Here is a 24,163-nt window from a genome sequence, read left to right as displayed (position 1 = left end):
GTACCCCCTCGGACCATGCCGACGGCAAACTCGTCGGTGGTTTCCATCTGACCGCACCGGCCGTGTGATTCCGGCGGAAACCGGCAAGTCGCCGGGGCGGCGGCTGACGGTCAGGTCGCGCGGGCCCGGGCGATCAGCGCGGCAGCCGTACGCCGGTGACCGGCCGCTTCCTCGTCCCGGCGCAGCGCGGTGGCCAGGTCGGCGAGGTGCCCGGCCACCGGGCCGACGGTGAGCACCCCGCTGCCGGCGGCCAGTTCGTCGGCGGCCGGCAACAGTTCGCCGTAGACCCGATCCATCGTGGCCCGGTCGTCGAGGGCACACGCCGCCCGGCCGAGGAGGCAGAGCCGCACCTCGCGCAGCAGGTCGTGCGGCCCGTCCGGAACGGCCCGCAGGGCGGTCGCGGCCGCGTCCCGGTCGTCGGCGGCGAGCAGCGCCAACGGCCGAACCCACGGCTCGTGCGGGCCCCAGTCCAGATCGGCCCACTCGCCGCTGGGCCCGACGACCGATCGGTCGGCAGTGCCCGGCCGGCGGAACAGCCGGTCGGCAGCGCCGGCCCGATCGTCGCCGATGGTGTCGGCCAGCCGCAGGCCGAGCAGGGCGAGCGGGAGCAGGCCTCGGGTCAACCCGGGCATGCCGTCGGCGCTCACGCCCTCGGCAGCCGCCCGGTACGCCTGCGCCGCCGCGGTCGACTCGCCGTCCAGCGCGAGGCGCAGTGCGGCGTACCAGCGGGTGAAGACGCCGACCAACGGCAGCTCGTACCGTTCGGCGAGGCGGTCGGCGGCACGAGCGTGTGCGTCGGCGCCAGGCCGGTCGGCCAACGCGCAGTCGGCCTGGAGCCGGACGAGGTGACCAAGCACCTCGAAGGTCACCAGGTGGTGCCGGACGGCCAGGTCGACCAGGTCGGCGCCGATCCGGGCCCGCGCGTCGGCCATACCGACGCGGTGGAAGGCGTGCATGAAGCGGGCGTTGAGCGCGAAGGCCAGCAGCCCGGGATCGCCGACGCTCCGGGCGATCGCCTCGGCCTCGTCGGCGGCACGACGGCCACGATCGGTGGTGGTGCCGCGCAGTTCCAGCGCGAGGGTGCTCAGCAGCCGGCTGCGCTGCGCCGCACCGGCCGGGCCGAGCGCGGTCAGGGCGTGTTCGGCGGCCCGGACGATGTGTGCGGAGAGCTGGTCGTCGTCGTTGCGCGTCCAGACGGCGGGCACGTCGAAGCCGGCCAGCACCTCCTGGATCAGCAGGGGATCGCCGACGGACTCGGCCTCGCTGATCGCCTCGGCGCGCCGCCGACGTGCCTCGGGCAGGCGGCCCGTCACGGCCAGCGCGCGGCCCAGGCCGAGCAGCGCGGTCAACCGCTCGCGCGGCTCGTCCCCACCGGCGCGGTCGTACGCGTCGATCGCCTGCCCCCACAACCGGGCCGCCTCGTGCGGGTTACCGCCCCGTTCGGCTCGTTCGGCGGCCATCCGGGCGTACGTCGAGGCCCGAGCGGCCGCGACCGGTCCCCCGGCGCGCAGCAGGTGGTACGCGAGGGCCGCGGGTTCGACGGGCTCCCGCTGTCGCAGCACCTCGGCGACGGCCGCGTGCCAGGCGGCGCGACGCGGCGCGGACAGGTCGGCGTAGAGCGTGTCGCGGACCAGGATGTGCGTGAAGCGCAACCGGCCGTCGGACTCCCGCTCGCTGAGGAACCCGGCCGCCAGGGCCCGGTCCACGGCGTCCAGCAGCGCCGTCGGGTCACCGGCCAACGTGCCCAGCACGTCCGGGTCGAGGTCTCGGCCGAGCACGGCCGCCTGCCGCAGCACGGTCCGGGTCGATGCGGGCAGCTGTGCCAATCGGTGCCGGATCACGTCCCGTACCCCGGGCGGCACGGCGGCCAGCGCCTCCTCCCCGGCAGCCGCGTACAACTGGGCCAGTTCGCGGACGAAGAACGGGTTGCCGCCGCTGCGCTGGTGGATCACCCGGGCGGTGGCCGGGGTCAGCTCCGCCCCGACGATGGCGCGGGCCAGCTCGCCGGTCGCCGGCGCGGGCAGGCCGGTCAGATATTCCCGGACCGGCTCCAGCCCGGCGACGCGGGCCAGGGTGGCGGTCAGCTCCGGGCTGATGTCGGTGGCTCGGTAGGTGCCGAGGATCAGCACCGGCCCGCTGGCCGGTTGCGGGCCGGTGAGCAGCGCGGTCAACAGGTCCAGGGTGTCACCGTCGGCGCGGTGCAGGTCGTCGAGGACCAGGAGGACCGGTCCCCGGTCGGCGACCGCCGAGATCAGCGACGCCACCGCGCGGTGCCGACGAAACTGGGTCTCGGCGGGACCCGCCGAACCGGTGGCCGGCTCGGCGGCGTCGGCGGGCCCGGCGAGCGCGTCGGTGATCTGGGTCCACGGCCACGCTGGCGGGGCGCCCTCGTACTCCGGGCTGCGTCCCCATGCCGTGGTCCAGCCCTCGGCGGCGAGTCGCTGGGTCAGGGCCTCCGCCAACGCCGTCTTGCCGGCGCCGGGGTCGCCGCTGAGCAGGGCGAGGGTGGGCCGGTGGCGTCGGGACGCGGCCTCGGCGGCTCGCCGCAGCCGGTCCAACTCGGCGTCGCGGCCGACGAACGGTCGCTGCCCCGACACCCCCGACTCGACGGGCCTCCCGAGCCCGCCGAGGCCGGGGTTGGCGGCCCGTTCGAGGGGCGGGGTGAGGTGCGGTGCCTGGGCCAGGATGTCGGCTTCCAGCCGCCGCAGCTCGGGCCCCGGCTCCACGCCCAGCTCGGTCACCAGGACGGTGCGGGCCTCCCGCAGCGCGGCCAGCGCGTCACCCTGCCGACCGGCGCGGTACCGGGCGACCGCGAGCAGCCGCCAGGCGTCCTCGCGCAGCGGATAGCTGGCCAGGAGCGCGGGTAGGTCCGCGGCGGCCTCGTCCGGCCGGCCCAACGCCAGCAGCGCCTCCGCCCTCCGTTGCACGGCGAGCATCCGCAGCTCGTTCAGTCGGTTGATCTCCGCGACCGCCCAGGGCTCGTTGGCGCAGTCGGCGTACGCGGGCCCGCGCCAGAGCGCGAGCGCCGCCTCCAGCGCGGTCAGGGCCGGCGCGGGACGTCCGGCCGCCAGCAGCGGGGCCGCCTCCCCGACGGCCGCCTCGAACTGTCCGGCGTCCACCGCGTCCGGCGCGGTCCTCAGCACGTACCCGGGCGGCTCGGTGACCAGGATCCGGGGCGGCTGGCGGGGCGGCCGGTCGGGCTCCAGGGCCCGGCGCAGGTCGGCGACGAAGGTCCGGATCGCGCCCACCGCACCGTCCGGCGCGACCTCCCACAGGTCGTCGACGAGACGGTCCACCGGCACGACCCGACCGTGGGCGATCAACAACCGGCCCAGCACCAGGCGCTGCCGGTGTCCGCGCAGCGGAACCGGGCCTCGCTCGGTCGCGGCGGTCACCGGCCCGAGTACGCCGAAGGTCACCGCGACGGGCGCCGTCAGCTGCCTGGTCATGGCACCCAATCTAGGCGCGTCACCCGGCCGGCACTGATCCGACGCTGACCGTCCGCTGATCACCAGCGGGCAGGCTCGACGAGGTACGACCGGCGACGGGTCACCGCCCCCGCCGGCACTGCTCACCAGGAAGGTTCCCCGTGGACCCCAGGATCAACGGATTCGACTACCGGCGGGTCACCGTCGCCGACGGTGTGACGCTCAACGCCGCCGTCGGCGGTTCCGGGCCGGCCATCGTGCTGCTGCACGGCTTTCCGCAGACCCACCTCATGTGGCGGCACGTCGCGGCCGACCTGGCCGCCGACCACACGGTCATCTGCCCCGACCTTCGCGGCTACGGCGACAGCGACAAACCCGTCGACACCGACGGCGACGGGTACGCCAAGCGCACCATGGCCGCCGACGTCGTGGCGCTGGCCGGCGCGCTCGGCCACGACCGGTTCGCGTTGGCCGGGCACGACCGGGGTGCCCTGGTCGCGTTCCGCGCCGGCCTCGATCACCCGGCCGCGATCAGCCAGCTCGCCCTGCTCGACGTGCTGCCCACCCTGGATATGTGGGACGTGCTGCACGGCACCAGCGCCGCGGTCGCGTTCCACCTGTATCTGATGGCGCAGCCACCCGGCCTGCCCGAAAAGCTGATCGCCGGCAGCCCGGACGCCTTCTTCGGTCATTTCCTGGACGTCTGGACCCGTGATCCGGCGGCCCTGCCGGCGGACGTGCGGGCCGCGTACCTGCGCGCATCCCGCGACGCCGTCCCCTCGATCGTGGCCGACTATCGGGCGTCCGCCGGGATCGACGTGGTCCACGACGCCGCTGACCGGGCGGCCGGCAACCAGCTGCGGATGCCGGTGACGGTGCTCCAGCAGGACTGGGGCGCGGCGCTGGGCTACGACGCGGCGGCGGTGTGGCGGGCCTGGGCGCCGGACCTGGACCACCAGACGGTCAGCTGCGGGCACTTCATGGCGGAGGAGGCGCCGGCCGAGGTGGTCCGGGCACTGCGCGCTCTGCTCGCCCGTTGATCGAGCGGCGACCCGGTCACCACTGGCAAGATATCCGACACTCGTCGTCACCGAGGTGGCGGAGCGGCCGGGTCGCCGCACTTCCTGCACCCACGGCGTCCAACGCGCGTGAGATGTGCTCTGAGCTGCGGTAATGCGACGTTACACCAGGTGGACGCCAACCGGTCATCGGTGATACACAGGCAGATAACGGCAGCCAACGACGTCGAGTCGCTCCCTCTTCTCGCCCAACGACCGTCCACCGGCAACGCACCAGTGGGCTTCGCCGCGCGGACCGCCGCTCGACAGTCGCGACCCACCGAACGGCACTGGTCCACCGGCCGTTGTCGGACGCCGGTTCTCGACCAAGGAGTTGCCGTGGGAAACCTTCGGATCCGATGCCGCCACCAACCGTACGAGATCACCGTTTTGGCCGTGGCACCTCTCTGCGGCATTTTGATGATGACCCTCAATGTCCGGCCGATGTCGGTTCAGGCGTCCATGCCGGCGCCCATCCAGGTCGCCTGGGAGCTGGGTCTGATCGTGGTGGGCGTGGGTGGGCTACTGGGCGTCCTGTGGCCTGGCCGACTCTCCACCGGGCTCGGCCTCGAACTCGCCTCGGTGCTGGTGCTCGGCACCATCACCGGCATGTACGCGGTGGCCGTGCTGATCATGTCGGGCCGGAACGCCATCGTCACGATCTCGTTCGTGACGGCGGTGACGGTCGGGTCGCTATGGCGGGCCGCGCAGATCGCCATCGATCTGCGCCGCCTGGCGCGAGCCTGCGCCGTTGTCCCCTACGAAGAGCTCCCGGCAGGTGTCACGTGAATACTCCACCCGCGCCGGCCGCACCGCAGTGGGTGCAGGTGGCGCTCAGTGTGCTCGGCATCCTCGGCGGAGGCACCGGCCTGGCCGCGATCGCCACCGTGGTGGTGCAACGGGGCAAGTTCCGGGCCGATGCCGCCGACACCCTCACCGAGGCCGCCCTGACGCTCGTGCAGCCGTTGCAGACCCGGATCACCCAGTTGGAGGTCGAGGCGCTCAGTGCCCGGTCCGAGCTGGGCACGCTCCGCGAGCAGGTCAACCAGTTGCAGTTCGTCGTTCGGGTGCTCACTCGGACACTGGACCGCTGGCGTGCCGCGATCCGTGCCCCCGACGCCACCCTGCGGAAGGTCCGAGCGACGGTGGCGGAGACCGACCGGATCCCCGACATGGATCGGTGACCGGCGTTCGCCGCCGGGCCGGGCCGGGGAGCCTCAGCCGACGTCCCGGAGGCGCTCGGTGAGTTGACGCACCGCCGCCCGGAAATCGGGGTCGGTCTCGCCCGGATGGTGCCCCCGTAGCGGCGGCGCGGTCCGCTCGCCCGGCGCCGGCAGCAGGTCCGGTGGGTCCCGCAACCGCCGGTCGACCCGATTCGCTGGATCGGCGGGATCCGGTGGTGGATCGCCGGGCCGGTGGGCGGCGAAGACCCACCCGCCGATCGGATCGGTGTCCCGCCAGAGGTTGATCCACCGCCACTCGACGCGCTCCCCCACCGCACGCAGCACCTCCTCGTTGAGGTAGGCCGGAAAGAGCCGGGCGTACAGGCGGTCCAGCGGTGACCCATAGGTGAGCAGCGCGACCCGCTGACGCGCCTGCGGGGGCAGCCGCAGCACCGCGAGGGCCAGCAGCACCGAGCCGTGGCTGTGTCCGCAGAGCAGCACTCCGGTGTGTCGTGCGGCCAGTTGGCTGATCCGGTCGGCCAGCTCCGGCACCGCCCGGTCGGCGTAGCTCGCGGGCGCGAACGGGTGGGCGGCTCGGGGCCAGAAGGTGCCCAGGTCCCACAGGATCCCGACGTGCCGGCGGAACCACGCGGTCCGATAGGCGAACACTCCCCCGGTCAACAGCGTGAGGAGCAACGCGGCAAGGAGGTAGGTGCTCCCGGTGAGCCCCATCTGGACGGCTCCGGACGGGAGCCCGAGCAGCTGACGCGCCAGCTCCTCCGGCTCCCGCCCGCTACGTCCCACCAGACTCGTGGCCAGTCCGACCACCGCGAGCGCCGCGTACGTGGCGGCCAGCAGGCCCAGCCACTCGGTGAACCGCGCCCGGGCGACGGTCTTCGTCGTCAGCCGCAGCCGACCGACCGCCTCCGGCGGCACGACCGGGAAGTCGCGGGTGGTGATCGCCGCCGCCGCACGCCGCCGACGCCGCCGCGACACGAGGGTCATCGCGCCGCACAACAGCACCGCCGCGACCACGTGCAGGAAAAAGGCCAGCAGCGTCCAGCGATACGGTAACGGTGGCCCTCCGTCACCGCGGTACCCACCGAGCAACTCCCCCGTCTGGTAGACGAGGCCGGCGGAGAGCGCGCCGGCCAGGCCGACCGCGAGGGCGGCGAGGACCGCGGCGCCCAGGCCACCCGGCAGCGCGGACCGGCCGCCCACCCGACCGCGGCGCCCCAGCACTACCCCGCTGAGCAGCACCAGCAACACCATCTGGCCGAGCAGCGCGCCACCCGCGATTGCGCCGTAGCCGGGAAGCCCGGCCGCCGGCGACCAGCCACGCCGGTCGCCCGCCACGACGACGAGGGTCGCCACGCTCAGGCCGACCGCCACCACGCCCGCCGTGCGGGCGGTCCAGGTGGCCGTTCGCGCGGTCGCCGCCCGGTCGATCAGCCCCGGGGCGGCGAGCAGACCGATGCACGCGAGCAGCACCGCCGCGCTGAGCGCCAGCAGCAGCGTCGTCGAGAAGGTCGCGCCGCCGGCGCGACGGGCCGTGAGCAGCACGACATTGAGTACGGCGAACGCGGCGGCGACGTGGATCGCGCGCAGCCGGTGCACCAGCGGCTCCACTGCCCACAGTGGATTGTCTGCCGGCCCGGGCCGACGGACGCCGAGTAGGCGCAGGACCACTATGGCGGCGATCGGCAGGAGCGCCAGCACGGCCAGCCGCTGCCCGACATGCCGGCCGTCGAGCCCGGCTATCGTGTCAAAGGGCGCACGGCAGCGGGTGGCGCCGAGGCACCGCCAGGCGAGCAGGTCGAGGGCGACCCCGGCGCTGGACACCACGTACAGCACGGTGAGGTTGAGCGCGATGAGCCGACACAGCACGGTGACCCCGGCGGCGCTGCGGCGATTCGTCGGCCGCATCCACACCGCCACGTTGCTGAGCATGAACGGCAGCAGGAAGACCATGGCGAGGGTCCGACCGACCGTGCCCGAGGGCAGATCACCCCAGCGGTACGCCTCCAGCGTCACCCCGGCCGGGCCGACGCCGTCCGACCGGGCGGCGCGATGGAAGCCCCCGCTGCCGTCGCCGGCGACCTGCCGGACCTGCCCCTGATCGAGGATGACCGTGGGATCCGTCCCGGACACGCCGTGCACCCGCAACTCCACCACGTCGGGTCGGCGCGGTTGGTCGGCGTGGTCCGGTGCCCCCTCAGGCATCCGGCTGCTCCCCGTGCCGCCGCTGGTCGGACGCGTCGCGCTCGCCGGACCGGCGGCTGAACCGCCACAGTCCCGGCATAGCGTCGAAAAGGACGATCAGCAGCAACACCCCGGTGATGACTGCGCTGTTGACGAGCTGTGGGAGCCGCACGGTGGCCAGCCCACCCACGATGATGGCCGGTACCCCGATCAGGCGCGCCCAGGGCCGGCTGCCGTCGACCACCGCCGCGAGCAGGATTCGGGCGGTCAGGGCCAGCGCGGGGCCGATGACGCCCACGACCAACTGCCCCGCGTCGTGCGCGCCCGGATCCTCGATTGTCATCTCCATGGCGACGGAGGTGGCCAGCACCCCGGCGATCATGACGAAGTGCAGGTAGCCCGCCAGCAGCGTCAACTTGCTGCCGGGTGGTCCCTCCGCCTCGATTCGGGCGCCCAGCCGCCCGCCGGCGGGCACCAGATAGAGCCGGGCGAGGGCAGCTGCGGTCACGAACGCCAGGGCGAAGGCCACCGTGCTGTCCCGGTCCAGGCCGGACTCGCTGTAGGTGATGCCGGAGATCAGGATCAGCTCGCCCACGGCGATGATGAAGATCTGTTGGTACCGCTCGGACAGGTGTCTGCCGTTCACCTGGAGCTCCGGCCAGGTGCTCCGGCCGAGTCGCGGGAACGGCCAGCGCAGGCGTGCCAGGGAGTACTCCATGATGAGGGCCAGGGCCCAGAGCACCTCCCGGGCCGGGGCGACGGCCGCCCCGACCACCCAGAGCACGCCGGAGATCGCGAACCAGATCGCCACCCGCAGGCTGCGCACCTGTAGCGGGTGCCCGCGCAGGGCGGGGATCAGGATCGTCGCCCGGCCCAGATGGATGGCCACGTAGGCGACGGCGAACACCAGGGCGTGCCCGTCGAACGCGGTGGGTACGGCCGCGGCCATCAGCAGGCCGCCGAACATCGTCCAGAGCAGCAGGGTGACGATCAGCGGGGCGCGCGGGTCGAACCAGTCCGCCGACCAGGCGGTCACGAACCACACCCACCAGAGCGCCGCCAGCATCAGCAACACCTGGAAGGCACCGTTGAGGCTGGGATCGTCGAGCAACGCCCGGGACAACCGAGTCAGCGCGAAGATGAACGCCAGGTCGAAGAAGAGCTCCAGGAACGACACCTTGCCCGGGTTCTCCCGCCGCAGCAGCAGCCGTCCCGGAAGCCCGCCCGCCATCGCCATCCTTCCCCGGCCCGCAGCTGCCGCCGCCGCCCCAGTCGTACCACCCGGGCTGCCGGGCCCGGGTCGGTTCCGCCGAGTCCGGCCCTCGTCAGCGGCCGGTGCTGACGCCGCGCTCGGAGATCAGGTCGGTCGCCACGGTCCAGAGCCGCTCGGCGTTAGCCGGGTCGACGGCGTACGCGGCCACACCGCTGTAGTCGGCGGGCCGCTCGGTGACGATCGGAGCCTCGCGCAGTCCTCGAAGTAGCGACCGCCGATGCCGTCCAGCAACCCACAGGTGGGCGAGTTGGCGCTGCGCTACGAGACGTTGACGATCAGCGGCACCACCCAGTCACTGGTCGTCTACCACGCCGAGCCGGGCAGCCCGTCGGCGCGCTCGCTCGCCCGCCTGGCCCGCCGGGCGGGCACCCCGGCCGACCGGGGCACGTCGCGCTAGCCCGGACGGGACCGGCTACCGGTTGGCCGCCCGCTCGGCGACCACCACCGAGATCCCGTCCAGGACGCGTTGCAGACCGAACTCGAACGCGTACTCCGGGCCGTACGCGGCGCCGTGCTGCTGGCCGGCCGCGGTGCCGATCCGGGAGGCGAGGGGGTACGCGCCGGCCGTCATGAACGTCTCCAGCCAGGGCGCGTGCGACTGCCACCACTGCCCGTCGGTCAGGCCGGTCTCGCGCTCCAGGTCGACCACCTCGGAGGCGGCCCGCGCGGCGCTCTTCACGTGACCCAGCACGAGGGTGAGCACCGCGTCGATCTCGACGTCGGTGAGCCCGATGTCGACGACCGCGCTGAGCTCGTAGTCGTACTTGGCCATCAGGTGCGGGCCGAGCACCGGTCGGGTCGTCTCGGCCCGCAGCATCCAGGGATGCCGCTGGTAGAGCGCCAGATTGTCGCGGGCGACCCGCTCCAGCCGGGTCCGCCAGTCGCCCTCGACGACGGGTCGCGGCATCTCGCCGTACGCCGTGTCGACCATGACGGCGACGAGTTCGGCCTTGCCCGGCACGTAGGTGTAGACCGACATCGTGCCGGCCCCCAGCGCCTCACCGACCCGGCGCATGGTCAGCGCGTCGAGACCCTCGGCGTCGGCGAGGTCGATCGCGGCGCGGACGATCCGGTCGACGCTGAGCGCCGGACCCGCGCTGCGGCTGGTCGGCTCCCGGGTGCGCCAGAGAATGGCCAGGCTACGGGCCGGGTCCGCGCTCGCCTTGCGCTCACTCGCCATGGTGCGGCCATCCTAACAACGCGGCCGTACGCCGTACGCCCGCGCGCCGGCCGGTCAGAGCGCCTCGCGTTCGTCCGACAACGTCGGGCCGGCGGCGGCCGGTACCAGGTGTCGTACCTCCGGTTCGCCGTCGGTCAGCTCCCGGGCCCGCGCCTCGGCCGCCCGGTCCTCGCCGGTCAACCGGCCGCCGTGCTGACGCAGGTGCTCGCCCCAGGACGGCACCAGATACACCTCGACGAACTGGTCCGTCGTCTCGGCAGGGCGGAACAGCCCCCAGCGCATCGCACCGGTCCGCTGCCGCGCGCCGCGCACCAGGTCCATCGCCGCCAGGAACGGTTGGGCCTGCTCCGGCCGGACGGTGTACTGGACCGTCACCAGCACCGGCCCCACCCCCGGGTCCGGTTCGTGCGCCAGGTGCAGCTGCGGCCAGTAGGACGCCGGTTCGCGGTTCACCGAGCGCAGGTCCGGCAACGGCCAGATCCGACTCGTCACGGTGCCGACAAGCATCAGCGCCGCCGCCACGAGGTAGGCGGGTTCCAGCCCGGCCATGTCGGCCACCAACCCCCACACGAGCGCGCCGACCGCCTGCCCCCCGGCGAAGCACACCTGGTAAACGGCCAGACCGCGGGCCCGTACCCAGCTGGGCAGGAAGAGCTGCATCTCGGCGTTGACGTTGGCCAGCACCGTCACCCAGGCCATCCCGGCGGGCAGCAGGGCGAGCAGCACCAGCGGCACCGCCCGCACGGTGCCGACCACGGTCAGTGCCACGGTGAACACCGCCCCGGCGATCAGCAGGAGCTGGTTGGCCGACAGCCTGGTGCGGATCACGGCCAGCAGCACGCCACCGGCGATGGCGCCCACGCCGAGGGCGGCCAGCAGCACCCCGTACCCGCCGGAGCCCAGCCCCAGCCGCCGGCTCGCGACCAACGGCAGCAACGCCCACAGCGCGCTGGCCGGGACCACGAAGACCAGCGCACGGCGCAACAGCCGGCGTACGGTCGGCGAGTGGCGGACGTAGCGGCTGCCGGCGCGCAACGCGGCGGTGAACCGCTCGGGCACCTCGACCGCACGGGCGTTGCCGGGCCGCCAGCGCCACAACGCGTACGCGAAGATCGCGAACGCGACGGCGTTGATGCCGAAGACCGGGGCGACGCCGGTGCGGGCGATCAGCACGCCGGCCACCGCGGGCCCGACCGCCCTTGCCACGTTCACGCTTATCGAACCGAGCGCGGACGCCGACCGCAGCTGCTCCTGCGGCACCAGCTCCGGGATCACCGCCGCCCAGGCCGGCAGGGTGAGCGCCTGCCCGACCCCGAACGCGAAGGTGAGCGTGAGCAGCAACGCTGGCGGCATCCGGTTGGTCAACGTGAGCAGGGTCAGCGCCACCGCCACCGCCACCAGGAACAGCTGCACGGCGATCAGCAGGTGCCGGCGGTCGAAGCTGTCGGCCAGCACCCCGGCGGGCAAGGCGAGCAGCAGTACCGGCAGCAGACTGGCGGTCTGCACCAACGCGACCAGGGTGGAGGCATTGGAGTGATGGATCAGGAGCCACTGCGCGCCGACGGTCTGCATCCAGGTGCCGACGTTGGCGGCGAGCAGGGCCAGCCACAGGTTGCGGTAGACCGCCGTACGCAGCGGCGCCCACGCCGAGGCCGGACGGTCGGCGGGTCCGGCTGCGGCCGTCACCACCGCCCGTCCGCGCGCAGCACGCGCTCACCGGAGACGTAGAGGTCGTCGGGTTCGAGCAGCAGCAGCCGAACGACCTCGGTGGCGACCTGTTCGGGCATGGCGTACACCTCGTCCAGGAACTCGGCGCCCACCCGTTCCTGCAGCCGCGTCGGCATCGGCCCGGGATGCAGCTGCATCACCTTGACCCGGTTGCTGTGCTGGGCCTCGGCCAGCGAATCGACCAGGCTGTTGCCGTAGCTCTTGGTGGCCCGGTAGACGGGGATGCCGGGCCGGGGGGCCGCCAGCGCCAGCGCGCCGATGTACACGACGTTTCCGTGGCCCTGCCGGTGCAGGTGCTGCACCGCCTCCCGCAGCAGGTAGGTGATGCCCAGAACGTTGATCTCCACGGACCGGCGGATGTGCTCCACCGACAGGTCCCCCAGATCGCCGCCCGCCCACATCGACGCGCAGGCCGCCACCCCGTCGATCGTGCCGTAGCGCCGCACCACCTCGGCGAAGGAGTCGCGGACCTGCTCGTAGGAGGAGATGTCGCAGACCGTGCCGTCGCAACCCAGCTCGTCGGTCGCGGCGGCGACCTCGGCCGGCACGTCGCCGAACACCACCACGTGGTGCTCGGCGACCAGCAGTCGGGCCACCGCGAGGCCGAGACCGCTGGTCCCGCCGACCACCACGAAGGTTTTGGCACCCATGTCTCTCCAGCCGCCGCCAGCACAGCTCACGCGGAACGCGTGACGGCGCGTTCTTCCCGTTTCCGGAGCCCGCACACCCGGTCGGCCGGTAGTGCTGGGCATACCCCGAAGAGTGGATCTGGGCGGCTGGGGCACCCGGTCGCTCCCGATTAGCGTCTGCTGCATGACCACGGAACACCCTTCGCACCTGGCCGAGGCGCTGCGCCGCCGCCGCTGGCTGCTCTCCGCGTGGCCCTGGCGGGCGCTGGCCTACCTGGTGACCACCGTCCCGATCGCCGGCGTGCTCGGTGTCGGGCTGCTCGTCATCGGCGGACCCCTGCTGCCCGCCGTCAACGCGCTGCGGATGCACGACCGACCGCCGAGCATCGCGCTGATGCTGTTCCTGATTACCGGCAGCATCGTCCTGCTGGCGTTGGCCCCGATCCTGAGCTTCGCGGTGGCCGCCGTCGAGCGGTGGCGGGTCCGGCTCGTCGACAACCGTCCGCTGCCCTCGTCGCCGTGGCCGGGCCTGGCCGCCCGGTATCGCAGCACGGCGACCTGGCGGGAGGTGGCGTACCTGTTCTGGCTGGGCGGGTTCACGCCGGTCGCCTACTGGGTGTTCCTGGTCCTGGTGCTGCTCGACCTCGGGATGATCTCCAGCCCCTGGCTGGCCGGCGACGCCAACGAACCGATCGTGCTCTGGCAGCCGATCGACAGCACCGACGAAGCCATTCCGTACGCGATCGTGGGAGTGCTGCTGATCCCGGTGCTCTGCTACGCCGCCGGTCTGCTCGCCGCCGTCCAGGCGGCCGTGGCCCGCTGGTTGCTGGCCCACCCGGTGGACGCGGCGGCGCTGCGCGAGGTCACCCGCTCCCGCACCCGACTGGTCGGCGCGTACGAGGCCGAACGCCGCCGCATCGAGCGCGACCTGCACGACGGGGCACAACCCCGGCTCACCAGCCTCACCCTCCAGCTGGGGCTGGCCCGGCTGGACGTACCCGAGGACTCCCCCGCCTCCCGCCCCCTCGCCGTGGCCCACGACCAGGCCCGGGGCCTGATGGTGATGCTGCGGCAGTTGGTGCACGGCATCCGTCCGCAGAGCCTCACCGATCTGGGCCTGGCCGGCGCCGTACGCGAACTGGCCGACGCCGCCACCATCCCGGTCAGCGTGCACGCCGACCTGCACGGCGAGTTGCCGGAGATCGTGGAGACCACCGCGTACTTCGTGGTGTCCGAGGCGCTGGGCAACGTCGCCCGGCACGCCCAGGCGACCCGCGCCGACGTACGCCTCGCCTGGGCCGGCGGTGACCTCGTCGTGGAGGTGTCCGACGACGGCCACGGCGGCGCCGACCCGGCCCGGGGCACCGGCCTGACCGGCCTCGCCGACCGGGTCGCCGCCGTGGACGGCCGGCTGCTGCTGTCCAGTCCACCTGGCGGGCCTACCCTGGTCCGGGTGGAGCTGCCATGTCGTCGGTGACCCGGGTGGTGCTCGCCGAGGACGAGGTGTTGCTGCGCGAGGGTCTGGTCGCGTTGCTGACCCGCTTCGACTTCGCGGTGTGCGCGGCCGTCGGGTCCGCCCCCGAGCTGCTGACGGCGGCCCGCGACCACCAACCGGACCTGGTGCTGACGGACATCCGGATGCCGCCGGGTCGCCGCGACGACGGGCTACGCGCGGCCGTCGCGCTACGCGCCGAGCGACCGCACCTCCCGGTCGTGGTGCTCAGCCAGTACGTGCAGACCGGGTACGCGGCGGCGCTGCTGGACAGCGGCGACGGTCAACGGGTGGGTTACCTGCTCAAGGACCGGGTCGCCGAGGTCACCGAGTTCGTCGACACGCTGCGCCGGGTCACCGCCGGCGGCACCGCCATCGACCCGGACGTGGTCCGGCAACTTCTGCACCGCCCACGCGACCCGCTCGCCGCGCTGTCCTCCCGGGAACGCGAGGTGCTGGCACTGCTCGCCGAGGGACGGTCCAACGCCTCGATCGCCGGCCGACTGCACGTCAGCGAGGCGGCGGTCGGCAAGCACGTCGGCAACATCCTGCTGAAGCTCGACCTGCCCCCCAGCGACGACACCAACCGCCGGGTGCTCGCGGTCCTCACCTACCTGCGGGCGGATCCGGTGAGCTGACCAGCGCCGGGCCGAAATCGGGCCCGGCCGCCCCGGGCGTAGATTCTCTTCAGCGGTACCGGCGCCACGCAGGGCGCGGACCAGGGAGACGGGGGCACGGCATGGCGGAGGCGCTGCGGGTTGGTCTGCTGGGGTACGGGTTGGCGGGCCGGGTGTTCCACGCACCGCTGATCGCCGCGACCCCCGGGCTGCGGCTCGACGCCATCGTGACCCGCGACCCGCAGCGGCGCGAGCAGGCGCGACAGCACTTCCCGGACGCCCGCCTGGTCGACGACGCCGACGAGCTGTGGCGTACGCCGGACGCGCTGGACCTGGTCGTGGTGGCGACGCCGAACCGGCAGCACGTGCCGATGGCGCGCGCGGCGCTCGCCGCCGGCCTGCCGGTCGTCGTCGACAAGCCGCTCTCTCCGACCGCCGCGGAAGGCCGCGCGCTGGTCGACGAGGCGACCGAGCGTGGGGTGCCGCTGACGGTCTTCCAGAACCGGCGCTGGGATGGCGACTTCCTGACCGTGCGCCGCCTGGTCGAGCAGGGCGAGTTGGGGCAGGTGTTGCGCTTCGAGTCCCGGTTCGAGCGGTTCCGTCCGACGATCAAGCCGGGCTGGCGGGAGCTGGCCGGTCCGGAGGAGGCCGGCGGTGCGCTCTTCGACCTCGGCGCCCACCTCGTCGACCAGGCGGTGCAGCTGTTCGGCCGGGTCGACCGCGTCTACGCGGAGGTGGACCGTCGCCGTGCGGGCGCGGCCGTCGACGACGACGCCTTCGTGGCGCTGACCCACGCCAACGGGGTGCGCTCACACCTGTGGATGGGCGCGGTGACCGCCCAGTTGGGGCCGCGCCTGCGGGTGCTGGGCGACCGGGCCGGCTACACCAGCTACGGCCTCGACGTGCAGGAGGCGGCGCTGCACGACGGCGGCCGACCGGGCCAGCCGGGCTGGGGCGAGGTCCCGCCGGACCGCTACGGCCTGCTCGGCGTCGACGGTGACCTGCGGCCGGTGCCGACCGAGCCCGGCGCGTACCAGAGCTTCTACGCCCAGGTGGCGGCGGCGCTGCGCGACGGCGCACCGCTGCCGGTGGACCCACGGGACTCAGTCGACACGGTCGAGCTGATCGAGCTGGCGCACCGGTCGGCGGCCGAGGGCGTGGTGCTGCCGGTCCCGACCGCCTGACCGCGGCCGGACACCCAGCCCGGTCGGCCCGTCCTGCAACCGGGCTGCCGAGGTGCGCGCGAAAACCGGTGGAACGGCGCCACAGTGCGCCGTTATCGTGCTGCGCAACCTGGTCGTCTAGGCAAGGACGGGCCGTTGTACACCCTGTGAGACCTCCCCAGAGCTGATGTGTCGCGCGTCGCGCATGTGCGCCGCGCTCCTTTTTGCTGCGGACTTCTCACTGAAACCGGCGTACTTCTGTGCTCATACATTGGGCCGTCGTGCCCACCTGCCTGCCCATCGTCAACCGCCGTTGCCACGCCTGCGCGTCCGAACGCCTTCGGGCGAGCGGTAAGTTCCGGGTCAACGCCAACCACAAGCTCCTCGACGTCTGGCTTCTCGCGCTCTGCACGGCGTGCGGGGAGACGGCGAAGCTCACCGTCCTGGAGCGGGTGACGGTGCGCTCCGTCCGACCCGAGTTGCTGGACCGGCTGCATAACAATCACCCTGGCCTGACCGCTGAGTTGCTGCAGGATCCGGCCGTGCAGCGCCGTAATCGATTCGACCTCGACTGGACCGACGCCTGGCGCCTCGACACCGGCGGGTCGGACCACCTGGACCGCGACGTGATCGACGTGGCGGTCCGCTTCGCGGCGCGGATTCCGGTCCGGCCGGTACGACTGATCGCTGACGGTTGCGGTCTGTCGCGGGGCGAGGTCGATCGACTGATCACGGAGGGGAAGGTCGTCTCGGCGATCCGGTTGAGCGGCAAGCTCTCCGGCGACTTCACCTTCACGCTCAAGCGCTGACCCGCCCCGGGCCCGTCCGGCAGGACGCCGGGCGGGCCCCCTGCGACATGGGCGACCTCCATGGGGCGCGACCGGCAGACCTCCGACTACCCGACCTGAGGGCGGAGACACGGATCTGCCGCTATCCCTTGATCAAGTGATGAAAAATAGCTGGATCGGCCTACCAGGACCTATTTCTCATCACTTGACCTAGCAAACCCGGGGCAGCCGGTCGGCGGAGGCGCGTTGGCGAGCTTACGGAGTTTTGCCGGCTGCACGAATATCTCCCGGCGGACGATGGCCAGCCCGCGGCTGTCCACCTGGTACCCGTCGAGCCACGCCCAACCGTCGTAGGTGACAAACGGCAGGATTCGGATCAACCGGAACCTGATGGGCACCCCGAACTGTGGGCTCGCGGACCGGTCGACCAGGAGGAGGTCGGCCGCCCGGAGCCTCACCTGCGGCGTTCCCGCCAGGTCGCCAAGCGCTTGGCCGCCTCGGTCAGCCTGGGACAAGTCCCGTCCGGCTGACATCGGCTGCAGACGTCGCGGTGATGGAGGTCGATCACGTAGCCAGCCATGATCACAAGGAACGGCGGCTCGGGCCGATACTGCTCCACAGGCGGCAGCTCGGTCGGCTGTTGCGGCAGACCAGGGAGCAGGCGGGGATCGGCTTGGAGGCCGCCGCGTCCGACCTTGAGTGGTCGCGCGCCAAGATGTACCGGATCGAGTCCGGGCAGACCCCCGTACGAGCGTTGGACGTGGACCAGATGTGCCGCCTCTATGGGGTCGCCTCCGACATGACCGAAGTCCTTGTGAGCCTTGCTCGGGAGTCCAAGAGCAAGGGTTGGTACCACGCCTACGGCGAGATCATCCCGAGGTGGTTCGAGCTGTACGTGGGACTGGAATCGGCGGCCAGCCGGATACGGACCTATGAACATGCCCTTGTTCCCGGCCTGTTGCAGACGCCGCAGTACGCGGCTGAGGTAGGACGGAGTCGGCCCGAGAATTCCGACGAGGAGGTGGCCAAGCTGGTCGAGCTACGGATCGAGCGTCAGCGGATCTTGACTAGGAAGAGACCGGCCGCCCCCACAGTGGACGTGATTCTGGAGGAGGCACTACTACACCGAACCGTTCCCGGCATGGCCGACCAGATAACTCGACTCATCGAGGCCGGCGACACACCCAACGTGTCCATCAGGCTTCTGCCACTCGGCAGCAGACTGAGTCAGGCAGCGGTGGCTGGCAGCTTCGTCATCCTCGATTTCCCGACCAGCGGTGCGAGGTCCGCAGAGCCGACAACGGTCTACAGCGAAGGTTTGTCCGGTGCCCTTTATCTGGACCGGATCGAAGAGGTCAAGGCGTACGCCGCCGTCTGGAAGACGCTCACGTCTGAGGCGCTGAGCGAGTCGAAGTCCCGCGAGCTCATGCAGAACATCAAGGAGAAACACCATGACTGACCTGACCCGTGCCAGTTGGCGCAAGAGCACCCGCAGCAGCGCCCAGGGAAACTGCGTCGAGGTCGCCGACAACCTGCCCGACGTGATCGGAGTTCGGGACAGCAAGGACGCGTCCGGCCCAGCGCTGCGCTTCGTACCCGAGCAGTGGAGCGCCTTCGTGGAGGCGGCCCGTACCAATCGGCTGAGCCGAAACCGACCCTAAACAGGTTGGCGAGTGGCAGCCGATAGTTTGGCGGACCGTTGTACCGAGCGCCGGGCCGGTCGGCGTGCGCGCCGGGCTGGAGGAGCCCGGGAGCGTTGCCGACCCGGCCCGGTGCCGGATCAGCGCTGCTTCAGCTCGCGCCAGGATGGGTGGGTGCCGCGCCAGGCGTCGGCGAGGATGGCCGCCGAGGCCCGGCTGGGGCACTGCTGCACCCGCTCACGACCCGACGCCCCACCGATCTGGGCGCGGACCTCCCAACCCTGCCCATCAGTACGGATGTACACGTCCCTGCGCCCGCGCGGGGTCGTGTCTCCGTTCCACCAGTGCTCCTCCACCTTCATTCGCCGACCGTATAGCAATTCCCGCGCGGAGGGTACGGCGCAGGTAGGTCCGGACCAGGGCAAGTGCGACAACTCAGGCGCATTTCGGCCCAACCGTTGACGGTTCGAAACCATAACGGGCGGTTCTCCCGCCCCTGACTTGCGAATCAGAACCCCCACTCTGCCCCCACCCCGCAACCCCCACCCCCGACCCCTGTTGATCAAGAGGTTTGCGTCACGAATCGCGCTCCCGATGACGCAAACCTCTTGATCAACACAGGAACACCGGGGGGCCGGGGTCAGGGTTGGGTTGTTAGGAGGTAGTCGTCGGCCTCGGGGCTCCAGCGCAAGTCGAGCACGCCGGCGGTGGCGGCGGCCTTGCAGAACTGCAGGAAGCTGCGGTAGCCGAGCTTCTTCTCGCTGAAGTCGGGCCGAGCCCGGCGCACCTGGTTCTTCAACCCGGACAACGCCACCGGGTTGCCGCCACTGCCCAGGTCCGCCACGACGCCGCGGAGCAGGCCGAACGCCACCTCGCGGTCGCCATGCTCGGGCAGCGAGACCTCGGGGTCGCCCTTCGCGGGGCCCTCGGCCAACTCGATCACGTTGCGCTCGGCGAGGTGGCGCAACAGTTCGCCGAAGGTGCGGAAGCCGTAGTCGGACTCGCTGAACGTCGGATCCTTGCGCAGCAGGGTGCGCTTGAGCCGGGAGGCGGTGACCTCACCGTTGGCGCTGCCCTGCAAGCCGGCCACCGTCTGGGCGACCTGCACGGCGAGCGCGTCCACGTCCCGGCCGGGCTCCTCCCCCGCCGGCCGGCGGTCCGCCTCCGGCTCGTGTTCCCGTTCCAGCTCGGGCGGTCGCTGCTCGGTGCCGGCCTGTCGGGTGGTGGGACGCGCGCGACCGCCACGGGTCGGTGGGATGTCCACCCCCTCCAACCGGTCGTAGTAGAGGAACTCGTCGCACGCCGGGGGAAGCAGCGCCGACGTGGACCCCTCGACCCCGACGCCGATAACCCGCTTGTTCAGCTCGCGCAGCTTGTGCACCAGCGGGGTGAAGTCGCTGTCGCCGCTACAGATCACGAAGGTGGAGATGTAGTCGCGTTCGAACGCCAACTCGATCGCGTCGACGGCCATCTTGATGTCCGCGGCGTTCTTGCGGGACGCGCCCATTCGCTGCGGGATCTCGATCAGCTCGACGTGCGAACGGGTCAGCATCCGGCGGTCCTCGTCGAAGTAGGACCAGTCGGCGTACGCCCGGCGGACCACCACCCGGCCACGCTCGGCCAGCGCGTCGGCGATGGGCCGGAAGTCGAAGGCCGCGCCGCCGCGATGGTCGCGCGCGCCCAGCGCGAGGTTTTCGTAGTCGAGAAAAAGGGCGATCCGGTCTTCTTGATCCACGCCGCTCAGCCTACGCCGGGCGTGAGCTGGTCGGGTCGGGCGACGCGCGACACCTCAACTCGACGACCGTCCATTTCTTGCGGCCTGATAGTCGTTTATTTTCGTTGTTCGATAGGTGTCTTGCAGTGCGATGTCTGGTGCTGCATCATGACGATCAATGTCGGGCGTCGGGGGAGCGCCGGGCGGACCTCCACCACCACCCACCCAGGAGGGTCACCGATGTTTCGCAGCCTGATGCCGGCGCGGGGACGCCCCGGCCGGCCCAGCGGCACCGCCGTCGCGCTCGCGGCCGGGCTCGCCGTGCTGGTCGCCGCGCCCACCGTGGCCGCCGCCAGTCCATCCACGTCCGCTGGCGCGCAGCCGGTGGTCACCCGGGCCGCCCTCGACCCGGCGCTGGTCGCCGGACGCGGCGCGGACGTCGACTTCGTCGAGCAGGAGGCGGAGAACGCCCGCACCACCGGCGAGATCATCGGTCCCGACCGGTCCGCCTACACGCTGCCCGCCGAAGCTTCCGGCCGTCGGGCGGTCCGGCTCACCCCCGGGGAGTACGTGGAGTTCGTCCTGCCCAGCGCGGCGAACGGGATCACCGTGCGGTACAGCATCCCGGATGCGCCCCAGGGTGGTGGGATCACCGCGCCGCTGAAGGTCGCGGTCAACGGCAAGCACCTGCGCACCATGACGCTCACGTCGCAGTTCTCGTGGCTCTACAACCAGTACCCGTTCACCAACGACCCGCAGGCCGGGCTGCTGCACCCGGACTGGTGGATCACCGAGTGCCAGTGCGTGCCGGCGGCCACCACGCCGTACCCGAGCATCAGCACGCCGTTTCGGCCCACCCACTTCTACGACGAGCAGCGGCTGCTACTCGGACGCACCTACCGGGCCGGCGACAAGGTCCGGCTCACCGCGCCGCCCGGTAGCGCCGCCGCCTGGACCGTCATCGACCTGCTCGACTCCGAGTTGGTCGCGCCGCCGCACGTCCGACTGCTCGCGGCGAACGTACTCGCCTTCGGCGCCGACCCGACCGGCCGGCGGGACTCCGCCGACGCACTGGACCGGGCCATCGCCTTCGCCCGGCGCGCCCACCTCACGGTGTACCTCCCGCCGGGCACCTACCAGGTCAACCGGCACATCATCGTGGACGACGTGACGATCGAGGGCGCCGGCAACTGGTACACGATCATCAAGGGTCGCGAGGTGGCGCTGCCGACGCCCGCGCCGGACGGCTCGGTGCACACCGGCGTCGGGTTCTACGGTCGGGACGCCGCCGACGGCGGAAGCCGCAACGTGCACCTCTCCGGCTTCGCCATCGAGGGCGACGTGCGGGAGCGCATCGACACCGATCAGGTCAACGCGATCGGCGGGGCGATGAGCGACTCCACCATCGACGGGCTCCACCTGCGCCACACCAAGGTGGGCCTGTGGTTCGACGGCCCGATGCGCAACGTCCGGGTCACCAACAACATCATCGTCGACCAGATCGCCGACGCGCTCAACTTCCACACCGGCGTGACCGACTCCCTGGTGGCGCACAACTTCGTCCGCAACACCGGCGACGACGGCCTGGCGATGTGGTCGGAGAAGACGGCCAACGCGCGGAACACGTTCGACCACAACACCGTGCAGTCACCGACGCTGGCCAACGGCATCGCCATCTACGGCGGCACCGACACCGCCGTCTCGCACAACCTGGTGGCCGATCCGGTACGCGAGGGCAGCGGTCTGCACGCCGGTTCCCGCTTCGGCGCGGAACCGTTCACCGGGCACCTGCGGTTCACCAACAACACCACCGCCCGCGCCGGCACGTACGAGCTGAACTGGAACATCGGGCTGGGCGCGATCTGGATCTTCGCGCTGGATCGCAGTATCGACGCGGGCATCGAGGTGACCGGCGACGCGTACCTGGACAACACGTACAACGCGATCATGCTGGTCAGCGACTGGCCGGTGAAGGACCTCTACTCGATCTCCGACGTGCGCTTCCGGGATGTCCGGGTCGACGGCACCGGCACCTCGGTGGTCAGCGCCCGCGCGGCCGGGTCCGCCTCGTTCGCCAACGTGGACGCCCGCAACGTGGGCGCGGTCGGCGTCAACAACTGCGGATCGTTCCACTTCACCCCGGCCGGTTCGGAGTTCACCCTGACCGACCTCGGCGGCAACGACGGCGGGTGGCTGGCACCGTGGCTGCTGCCCAACACCATCACCTGCGACGACCGGCCACCCGTGTCGCCGCCCCCGCCACCGGCGCAGTGGTGAAGGCGGTGGGCGGCCCGGGAGGTCGGGCCGCCCACCGCACCTCCAGCTCAGAGTGGCGTGGCGTACGCCAGCGGCACGGTCGTCGACTGACCGTCCCACCTGCCCTTCAGCGTGGCCGCGGCCGAGCCGTCGACCCCGGTGCCCGGTCGCCGGACGACGACCAGCTTGACGGTGTCGGTGTCGATGATCGTGTGGTCCTCGTCGACCACCCGTCGCACGGTGCCGACCGCGGGCAGGTCAGCGTCGACAGCGCCGTCGACGACGACGGTCACCGTCGGCTCACGCACCTCACGTCGGCCGTCGACCTCGAAGTACTGTTCCGCCTGGCCGCTGCCACTGAGGATCGCGTGGGCGAGCGCGGCGGCGTACACCGGGTCGCCGCAGCCGTCGTACACCCAGCGCCGGCCGAGCACCGAGTGCTCGGTGGTGCCGACCAGCCAGGCGTCCGCGCCGTCGAGGGGCGCGGCACGGTAGGTGAGCGGGACGTGGTGGACCGGCCCGTCGGCGGTTCCGATCAGCATCGTCTCGATGCCGACCTCGCCGGCCGGGTCGTCGAAGCGGTAGGCGCCTCGGCTCACCACCTCGGCACCGGTCGGCCCGGCGAACCAGGGTCGGCTGGGTAGCCAGGTCGCCAACAATTCGAGCTTGGTGGGGCGCAGGGTCGCCTTGTGCAGCAATGCCATGACGGGCAGCCTAGTCAGAGGCCCGCGCAGGGGTTGCCGCCGATAGTGCAACTCTCCGGTTCGCGGGCCTTCGGCCGGCTGTCGCGGACGTCGAAGCTGATCGTCCGGGAGCCGCCGGCCGCCAGGACGCCTCCGGTGAAGGTGATCGCCCGCTCGTCCTGCCGCCAGTTCGCGCCGTCGACGTCGTCGACGGTGGTCCCCTCGGCGAGGGTCACGACCACGGCCCAGTCCCCCACCGGTGCGTCCCCTGGGTTGTCGACCACGATCTCGCCCGTGTAGCCGAACAGTCGGCTGGAGTCGGTCTCGTAGCGGGCCACCACGGGCGTCGGCGGTGGGGACGGCGGAGCCGACGCGGGCGTACGCGAGGGGTTCGCCGACGGGGTCCGGCTCGGGCGGGTGGTCGGCGACGCGGTGGTACGCGACGGGCGCGCCGACGGGGTGGCCGTCGACGTGACGACGGCCTTGCCCGACGTCACGGTCGGCGACGGGGTGGCCGTCGGTGCCGGCGCGGCGGCGGGCTTCGACTCGGGCGGCAGCGTTATCCATGCCGCCGTCCCGGCCAGCAGCACGGCCCCGGCGACCACCGCGACCAGCGTGCGACGCCGACGGGGGTTGCCCCCGGCCCTGCCGCGCGGGCCGATCAGTGGCAGCTCGGCGGTCAGCCCGCCATCGCCACGACGCAGGTCGACCTGCTGAAAGGCGAGCCAGTCGAGGATGGCCGGCAGTCGGACGGTCAGCGCCTGCCGGAGCTGCTGCTCGCGTGGCTCGTGCTGGTCGGCGGACCACGCGCCGTGCGTGCTGACCTCCCGGACGTCCAGCCGACAGCCCTGCTTCGTCGCGGTGACCGTGCAGGTCAGCTCGCTGAGTCGACCGGCCTCGTCGCAGGCCAGGACGAGGAGCTGCGGCTCCTGCCGCTCGGTCACCTCGACCTCGACGTCGGCCTCGAAGCCCGGCAGGTCCGCCGTGTGCAGCAGCAGCCGGTCCGGCACCCCCTCGACCGTCTCGGCCTCGGCGAACCACTGGCCGAGCAACTCCCGATCGGTCAGTGCGAGCCAGACCCGCTCGGGCGGGTGGGACAGGTCGACCTGGGCACCGATCTCGATCACGGCGAGACTCTAACGGGTTGGC

The 24,163-nt window shown here is 72.2% G+C and carries 21 protein-coding genes; 11 read left to right on the top strand and 10 right to left on the bottom strand.

The features are described 5' to 3' along the window. Positions 1-110: 110 nt before the first annotated feature. Complete coding sequence (locus tag ACIBF8_RS04155; RefSeq protein ID WP_396780907.1) at positions 111-3,449, bottom strand: BTAD domain-containing putative transcriptional regulator; 3,339 nt, start codon at positions 3,447-3,449, stop codon at positions 111-113. Positions 3,450-3,589: 140 nt separating this feature from the next. Here ACIBF8_RS04155 and ACIBF8_RS04150 point away from each other — a divergent pair, with 140 nt between their 5' ends. The 3 genes from ACIBF8_RS04150 to ACIBF8_RS04140 all read left to right on the top strand — a co-directional run bounded on the left by ACIBF8_RS04150 (position 3,590) and on the right by ACIBF8_RS04140 (position 5,670). Then, positions 3,590-4,468 carry an alpha/beta fold hydrolase gene (locus ACIBF8_RS04150; RefSeq protein ID WP_396780905.1) on the top strand — a complete coding sequence of 293 codons (879 nt, stop codon included), beginning with the start codon at positions 3,590-3,592 and terminating at the stop codon, positions 4,466-4,468. 150 nt (positions 4,469-4,618) lie between these two features. Further along, positions 4,619-5,275: a hypothetical protein gene (locus ACIBF8_RS04145; RefSeq protein ID WP_396780903.1), complete on the top strand. Its 657-nt coding sequence runs from the start codon at positions 4,619-4,621 to the stop codon at positions 5,273-5,275. Further along, the gene (locus ACIBF8_RS04140; protein WP_396780902.1) at positions 5,272-5,670 is read left to right on the top strand and encodes a hypothetical protein; all 399 of its coding nucleotides are present in this window, start codon (positions 5,272-5,274) and stop codon (positions 5,668-5,670) included. The genes ACIBF8_RS04145 and ACIBF8_RS04140 overlap by 4 nt, the downstream gene beginning before the upstream one ends. A gap of 33 nt (positions 5,671-5,703) precedes the next feature. Here the strand turns inward: ACIBF8_RS04140 and ACIBF8_RS04135 are convergent, their stop codons facing one another. After that, positions 5,704-7,872 (bottom strand): hypothetical protein, encoded by a 2,169-nt coding sequence (locus ACIBF8_RS04135; RefSeq protein WP_396780901.1) that lies wholly within the window; start codon positions 7,870-7,872, stop codon positions 5,704-5,706. Beyond that, complete coding sequence (locus tag ACIBF8_RS04130; RefSeq protein WP_396780900.1) at positions 7,865-9,082, bottom strand: low temperature requirement protein A; 1,218 nt, start codon at positions 9,080-9,082, stop codon at positions 7,865-7,867. The genes ACIBF8_RS04135 and ACIBF8_RS04130 overlap by 8 nt, the downstream gene beginning before the upstream one ends. Positions 9,083-9,341: 259 nt before the next feature. On the opposite strand from ACIBF8_RS04130, the gene ACIBF8_RS04125 reads away from it, so the two are divergent. Next, a complete protein-coding gene (locus ACIBF8_RS04125; RefSeq protein ID WP_396780899.1) occupies positions 9,342-9,521 on the top strand; it encodes a hypothetical protein in 180 nt (59 codons plus the stop codon). A 15-nt stretch (positions 9,522-9,536) separates the two neighbouring features. On the opposite strand, the gene ACIBF8_RS04120 is transcribed toward ACIBF8_RS04125, so the two are convergent. Genes ACIBF8_RS04120 through ACIBF8_RS04110 form a run of 3 tightly spaced genes read right to left on the bottom strand, consistent with a single transcriptional unit; the run spans position 9,537 to position 12,682 of the window. Then, on the bottom strand, positions 9,537-10,304 hold the full coding sequence (locus tag ACIBF8_RS04120) for a TetR/AcrR family transcriptional regulator (protein ID WP_396780898.1): 768 nt from the start codon (positions 10,302-10,304) through the stop codon (positions 9,537-9,539). 54 nt (positions 10,305-10,358) lie between these two features. Continuing rightward, complete coding sequence (locus ACIBF8_RS04115) at positions 10,359-11,993, bottom strand: MFS transporter (protein WP_396780896.1); 1,635 nt, start codon at positions 11,991-11,993, stop codon at positions 10,359-10,361. After that, positions 11,987-12,682, bottom strand: a complete 696-nt coding sequence (locus ACIBF8_RS04110) for an SDR family NAD(P)-dependent oxidoreductase (protein ID WP_396780895.1) — start codon at positions 12,680-12,682, stop codon at positions 11,987-11,989. The genes ACIBF8_RS04115 and ACIBF8_RS04110 overlap by 7 nt, the downstream gene beginning before the upstream one ends. Positions 12,683-12,845: 163 nt before the next feature. Between ACIBF8_RS04110 and ACIBF8_RS04105 the strand changes: the two genes are divergently transcribed. From ACIBF8_RS04105 to ACIBF8_RS04080, 6 genes are all read left to right on the top strand, one after another. Continuing rightward, positions 12,846-14,138: a sensor domain-containing protein gene (locus tag ACIBF8_RS04105; RefSeq protein ID WP_396780893.1), complete on the top strand. Its 1,293-nt coding sequence runs from the start codon at positions 12,846-12,848 to the stop codon at positions 14,136-14,138. Continuing rightward, positions 14,126-14,791 carry a response regulator gene (locus tag ACIBF8_RS04100; protein ID WP_396780892.1) on the top strand — a complete coding sequence of 222 codons (666 nt, stop codon included), beginning with the start codon at positions 14,126-14,128 and terminating at the stop codon, positions 14,789-14,791. Before ACIBF8_RS04105 ends, ACIBF8_RS04100 begins: the two co-directional genes overlap by 13 nt. A 101-nt stretch (positions 14,792-14,892) precedes the next feature. After that, complete coding sequence (locus ACIBF8_RS04095) at positions 14,893-15,954, top strand: Gfo/Idh/MocA family oxidoreductase (RefSeq protein WP_396780890.1); 1,062 nt, start codon at positions 14,893-14,895, stop codon at positions 15,952-15,954. Between the two features lie 260 nt (positions 15,955-16,214). Next, positions 16,215-16,742: a DUF1062 domain-containing protein gene (locus ACIBF8_RS04090; RefSeq protein WP_396780889.1), complete on the top strand. Its 528-nt coding sequence runs from the start codon at positions 16,215-16,217 to the stop codon at positions 16,740-16,742. Positions 16,743-17,274: 532 nt separating this feature from the next. Next, on the top strand, positions 17,275-18,180 hold the full coding sequence (locus ACIBF8_RS04085; protein ID WP_396780888.1) for a helix-turn-helix domain-containing protein: 906 nt from the start codon (positions 17,275-17,277) through the stop codon (positions 18,178-18,180). Continuing rightward, positions 18,173-18,382, top strand: a complete 210-nt coding sequence (locus ACIBF8_RS04080) for a DUF397 domain-containing protein (RefSeq protein ID WP_396780887.1) — start codon at positions 18,173-18,175, stop codon at positions 18,380-18,382. Before ACIBF8_RS04085 ends, ACIBF8_RS04080 begins: the two co-directional genes overlap by 8 nt. A gap of 119 nt (positions 18,383-18,501) precedes the next feature. On the opposite strand, the gene ACIBF8_RS04075 is transcribed toward ACIBF8_RS04080, so the two are convergent. Beyond that, a complete protein-coding gene (locus ACIBF8_RS04075) occupies positions 18,502-18,723 on the bottom strand; it encodes a hypothetical protein (RefSeq protein ID WP_030335934.1) in 222 nt (73 codons plus the stop codon). A 278-nt stretch (positions 18,724-19,001) separates the two neighbouring features. Continuing rightward, positions 19,002-20,096: an NYN domain-containing protein gene (locus ACIBF8_RS04070; RefSeq protein ID WP_396780886.1), complete on the bottom strand. Its 1,095-nt coding sequence runs from the start codon at positions 20,094-20,096 to the stop codon at positions 19,002-19,004. 219 nt (positions 20,097-20,315) lie between these two features. On the opposite strand from ACIBF8_RS04070, the gene ACIBF8_RS04065 reads away from it, so the two are divergent. After that, positions 20,316-22,352: a glycosyl hydrolase family 28-related protein gene (locus tag ACIBF8_RS04065; RefSeq protein ID WP_396780885.1), complete on the top strand. Its 2,037-nt coding sequence runs from the start codon at positions 20,316-20,318 to the stop codon at positions 22,350-22,352. A 47-nt stretch (positions 22,353-22,399) separates the two neighbouring features. On the opposite strand, the gene ACIBF8_RS04060 is transcribed toward ACIBF8_RS04065, so the two are convergent. Both ACIBF8_RS04060 and ACIBF8_RS04055 read right to left on the bottom strand, forming a co-directional pair. After that, a complete protein-coding gene (locus tag ACIBF8_RS04060; protein ID WP_396780884.1) occupies positions 22,400-23,035 on the bottom strand; it encodes a hypothetical protein in 636 nt (211 codons plus the stop codon). Positions 23,036-23,049: 14 nt separating this feature from the next. Continuing rightward, positions 23,050-24,141 (bottom strand): SRPBCC domain-containing protein, encoded by a 1,092-nt coding sequence (locus tag ACIBF8_RS04055; protein ID WP_396780883.1) that lies wholly within the window; start codon positions 24,139-24,141, stop codon positions 23,050-23,052. Positions 24,142-24,163 lie beyond the last annotated feature (22 nt).

The sequence above is a fragment of the Micromonospora sp. NPDC050276 genome, assembly GCF_044459545.1.
Lineage (GTDB): Bacteria > Actinomycetota > Actinomycetes > Mycobacteriales > Micromonosporaceae > Micromonospora.
Note: the sequence above shows the minus strand (reverse complement) of the source record. Positions and strands in the feature narration are given on the sequence as shown.

Bases quoted from the DNA above. Each gene is read 5' to 3' on its own strand.
- ACIBF8_RS04155 (WP_396780907.1), bottom strand. From the start codon at position 3,449: ATGACCAGGCAGCTGACGGCGCCCGTCGCGGTGACCTTCGGCGTACTC.
- ACIBF8_RS04135 (WP_396780901.1), bottom strand. From the start codon at position 7,872: ATGCCTGAGGGGGCACCGGACCACGCCGACCAACCGCGCCGACCCGAC.
- ACIBF8_RS04130 (WP_396780900.1), bottom strand. From the start codon at position 9,082: ATGGCGGGCGGGCTTCCGGGACGGCTGCTGCTGCGGCGGGAGAACCCG.
- ACIBF8_RS04125 (WP_396780899.1), top strand. From the start codon at position 9,342: ATGCCGTCCAGCAACCCACAGGTGGGCGAGTTGGCGCTGCGCTACGAG.
- ACIBF8_RS04120 (WP_396780898.1), bottom strand. From the start codon at position 10,304: ATGGCGAGTGAGCGCAAGGCGAGCGCGGACCCGGCCCGTAGCCTGGCC.
- ACIBF8_RS04110 (WP_396780895.1), bottom strand. From the start codon at position 12,682: ATGGGTGCCAAAACCTTCGTGGTGGTCGGCGGGACCAGCGGTCTCGGC.
- ACIBF8_RS04105 (WP_396780893.1), top strand. From the start codon at position 12,846: ATGACCACGGAACACCCTTCGCACCTGGCCGAGGCGCTGCGCCGCCGC.
- ACIBF8_RS04100 (WP_396780892.1), top strand. From the start codon at position 14,126: ATGTCGTCGGTGACCCGGGTGGTGCTCGCCGAGGACGAGGTGTTGCTG.
- ACIBF8_RS04095 (WP_396780890.1), top strand. From the start codon at position 14,893: ATGGCGGAGGCGCTGCGGGTTGGTCTGCTGGGGTACGGGTTGGCGGGC.
- ACIBF8_RS04085 (WP_396780888.1), top strand. From the start codon at position 17,275: ATGGAGGTCGATCACGTAGCCAGCCATGATCACAAGGAACGGCGGCTC.
- ACIBF8_RS04080 (WP_396780887.1), top strand. From the start codon at position 18,173: ATGACTGACCTGACCCGTGCCAGTTGGCGCAAGAGCACCCGCAGCAGC.
- ACIBF8_RS04075 (WP_030335934.1), bottom strand. From the start codon at position 18,723: ATGAAGGTGGAGGAGCACTGGTGGAACGGAGACACGACCCCGCGCGGG.
- ACIBF8_RS04065 (WP_396780885.1), top strand. From the start codon at position 20,316: ATGTTTCGCAGCCTGATGCCGGCGCGGGGACGCCCCGGCCGGCCCAGC.
- ACIBF8_RS04060 (WP_396780884.1), bottom strand. From the start codon at position 23,035: ATGGCATTGCTGCACAAGGCGACCCTGCGCCCCACCAAGCTCGAATTG.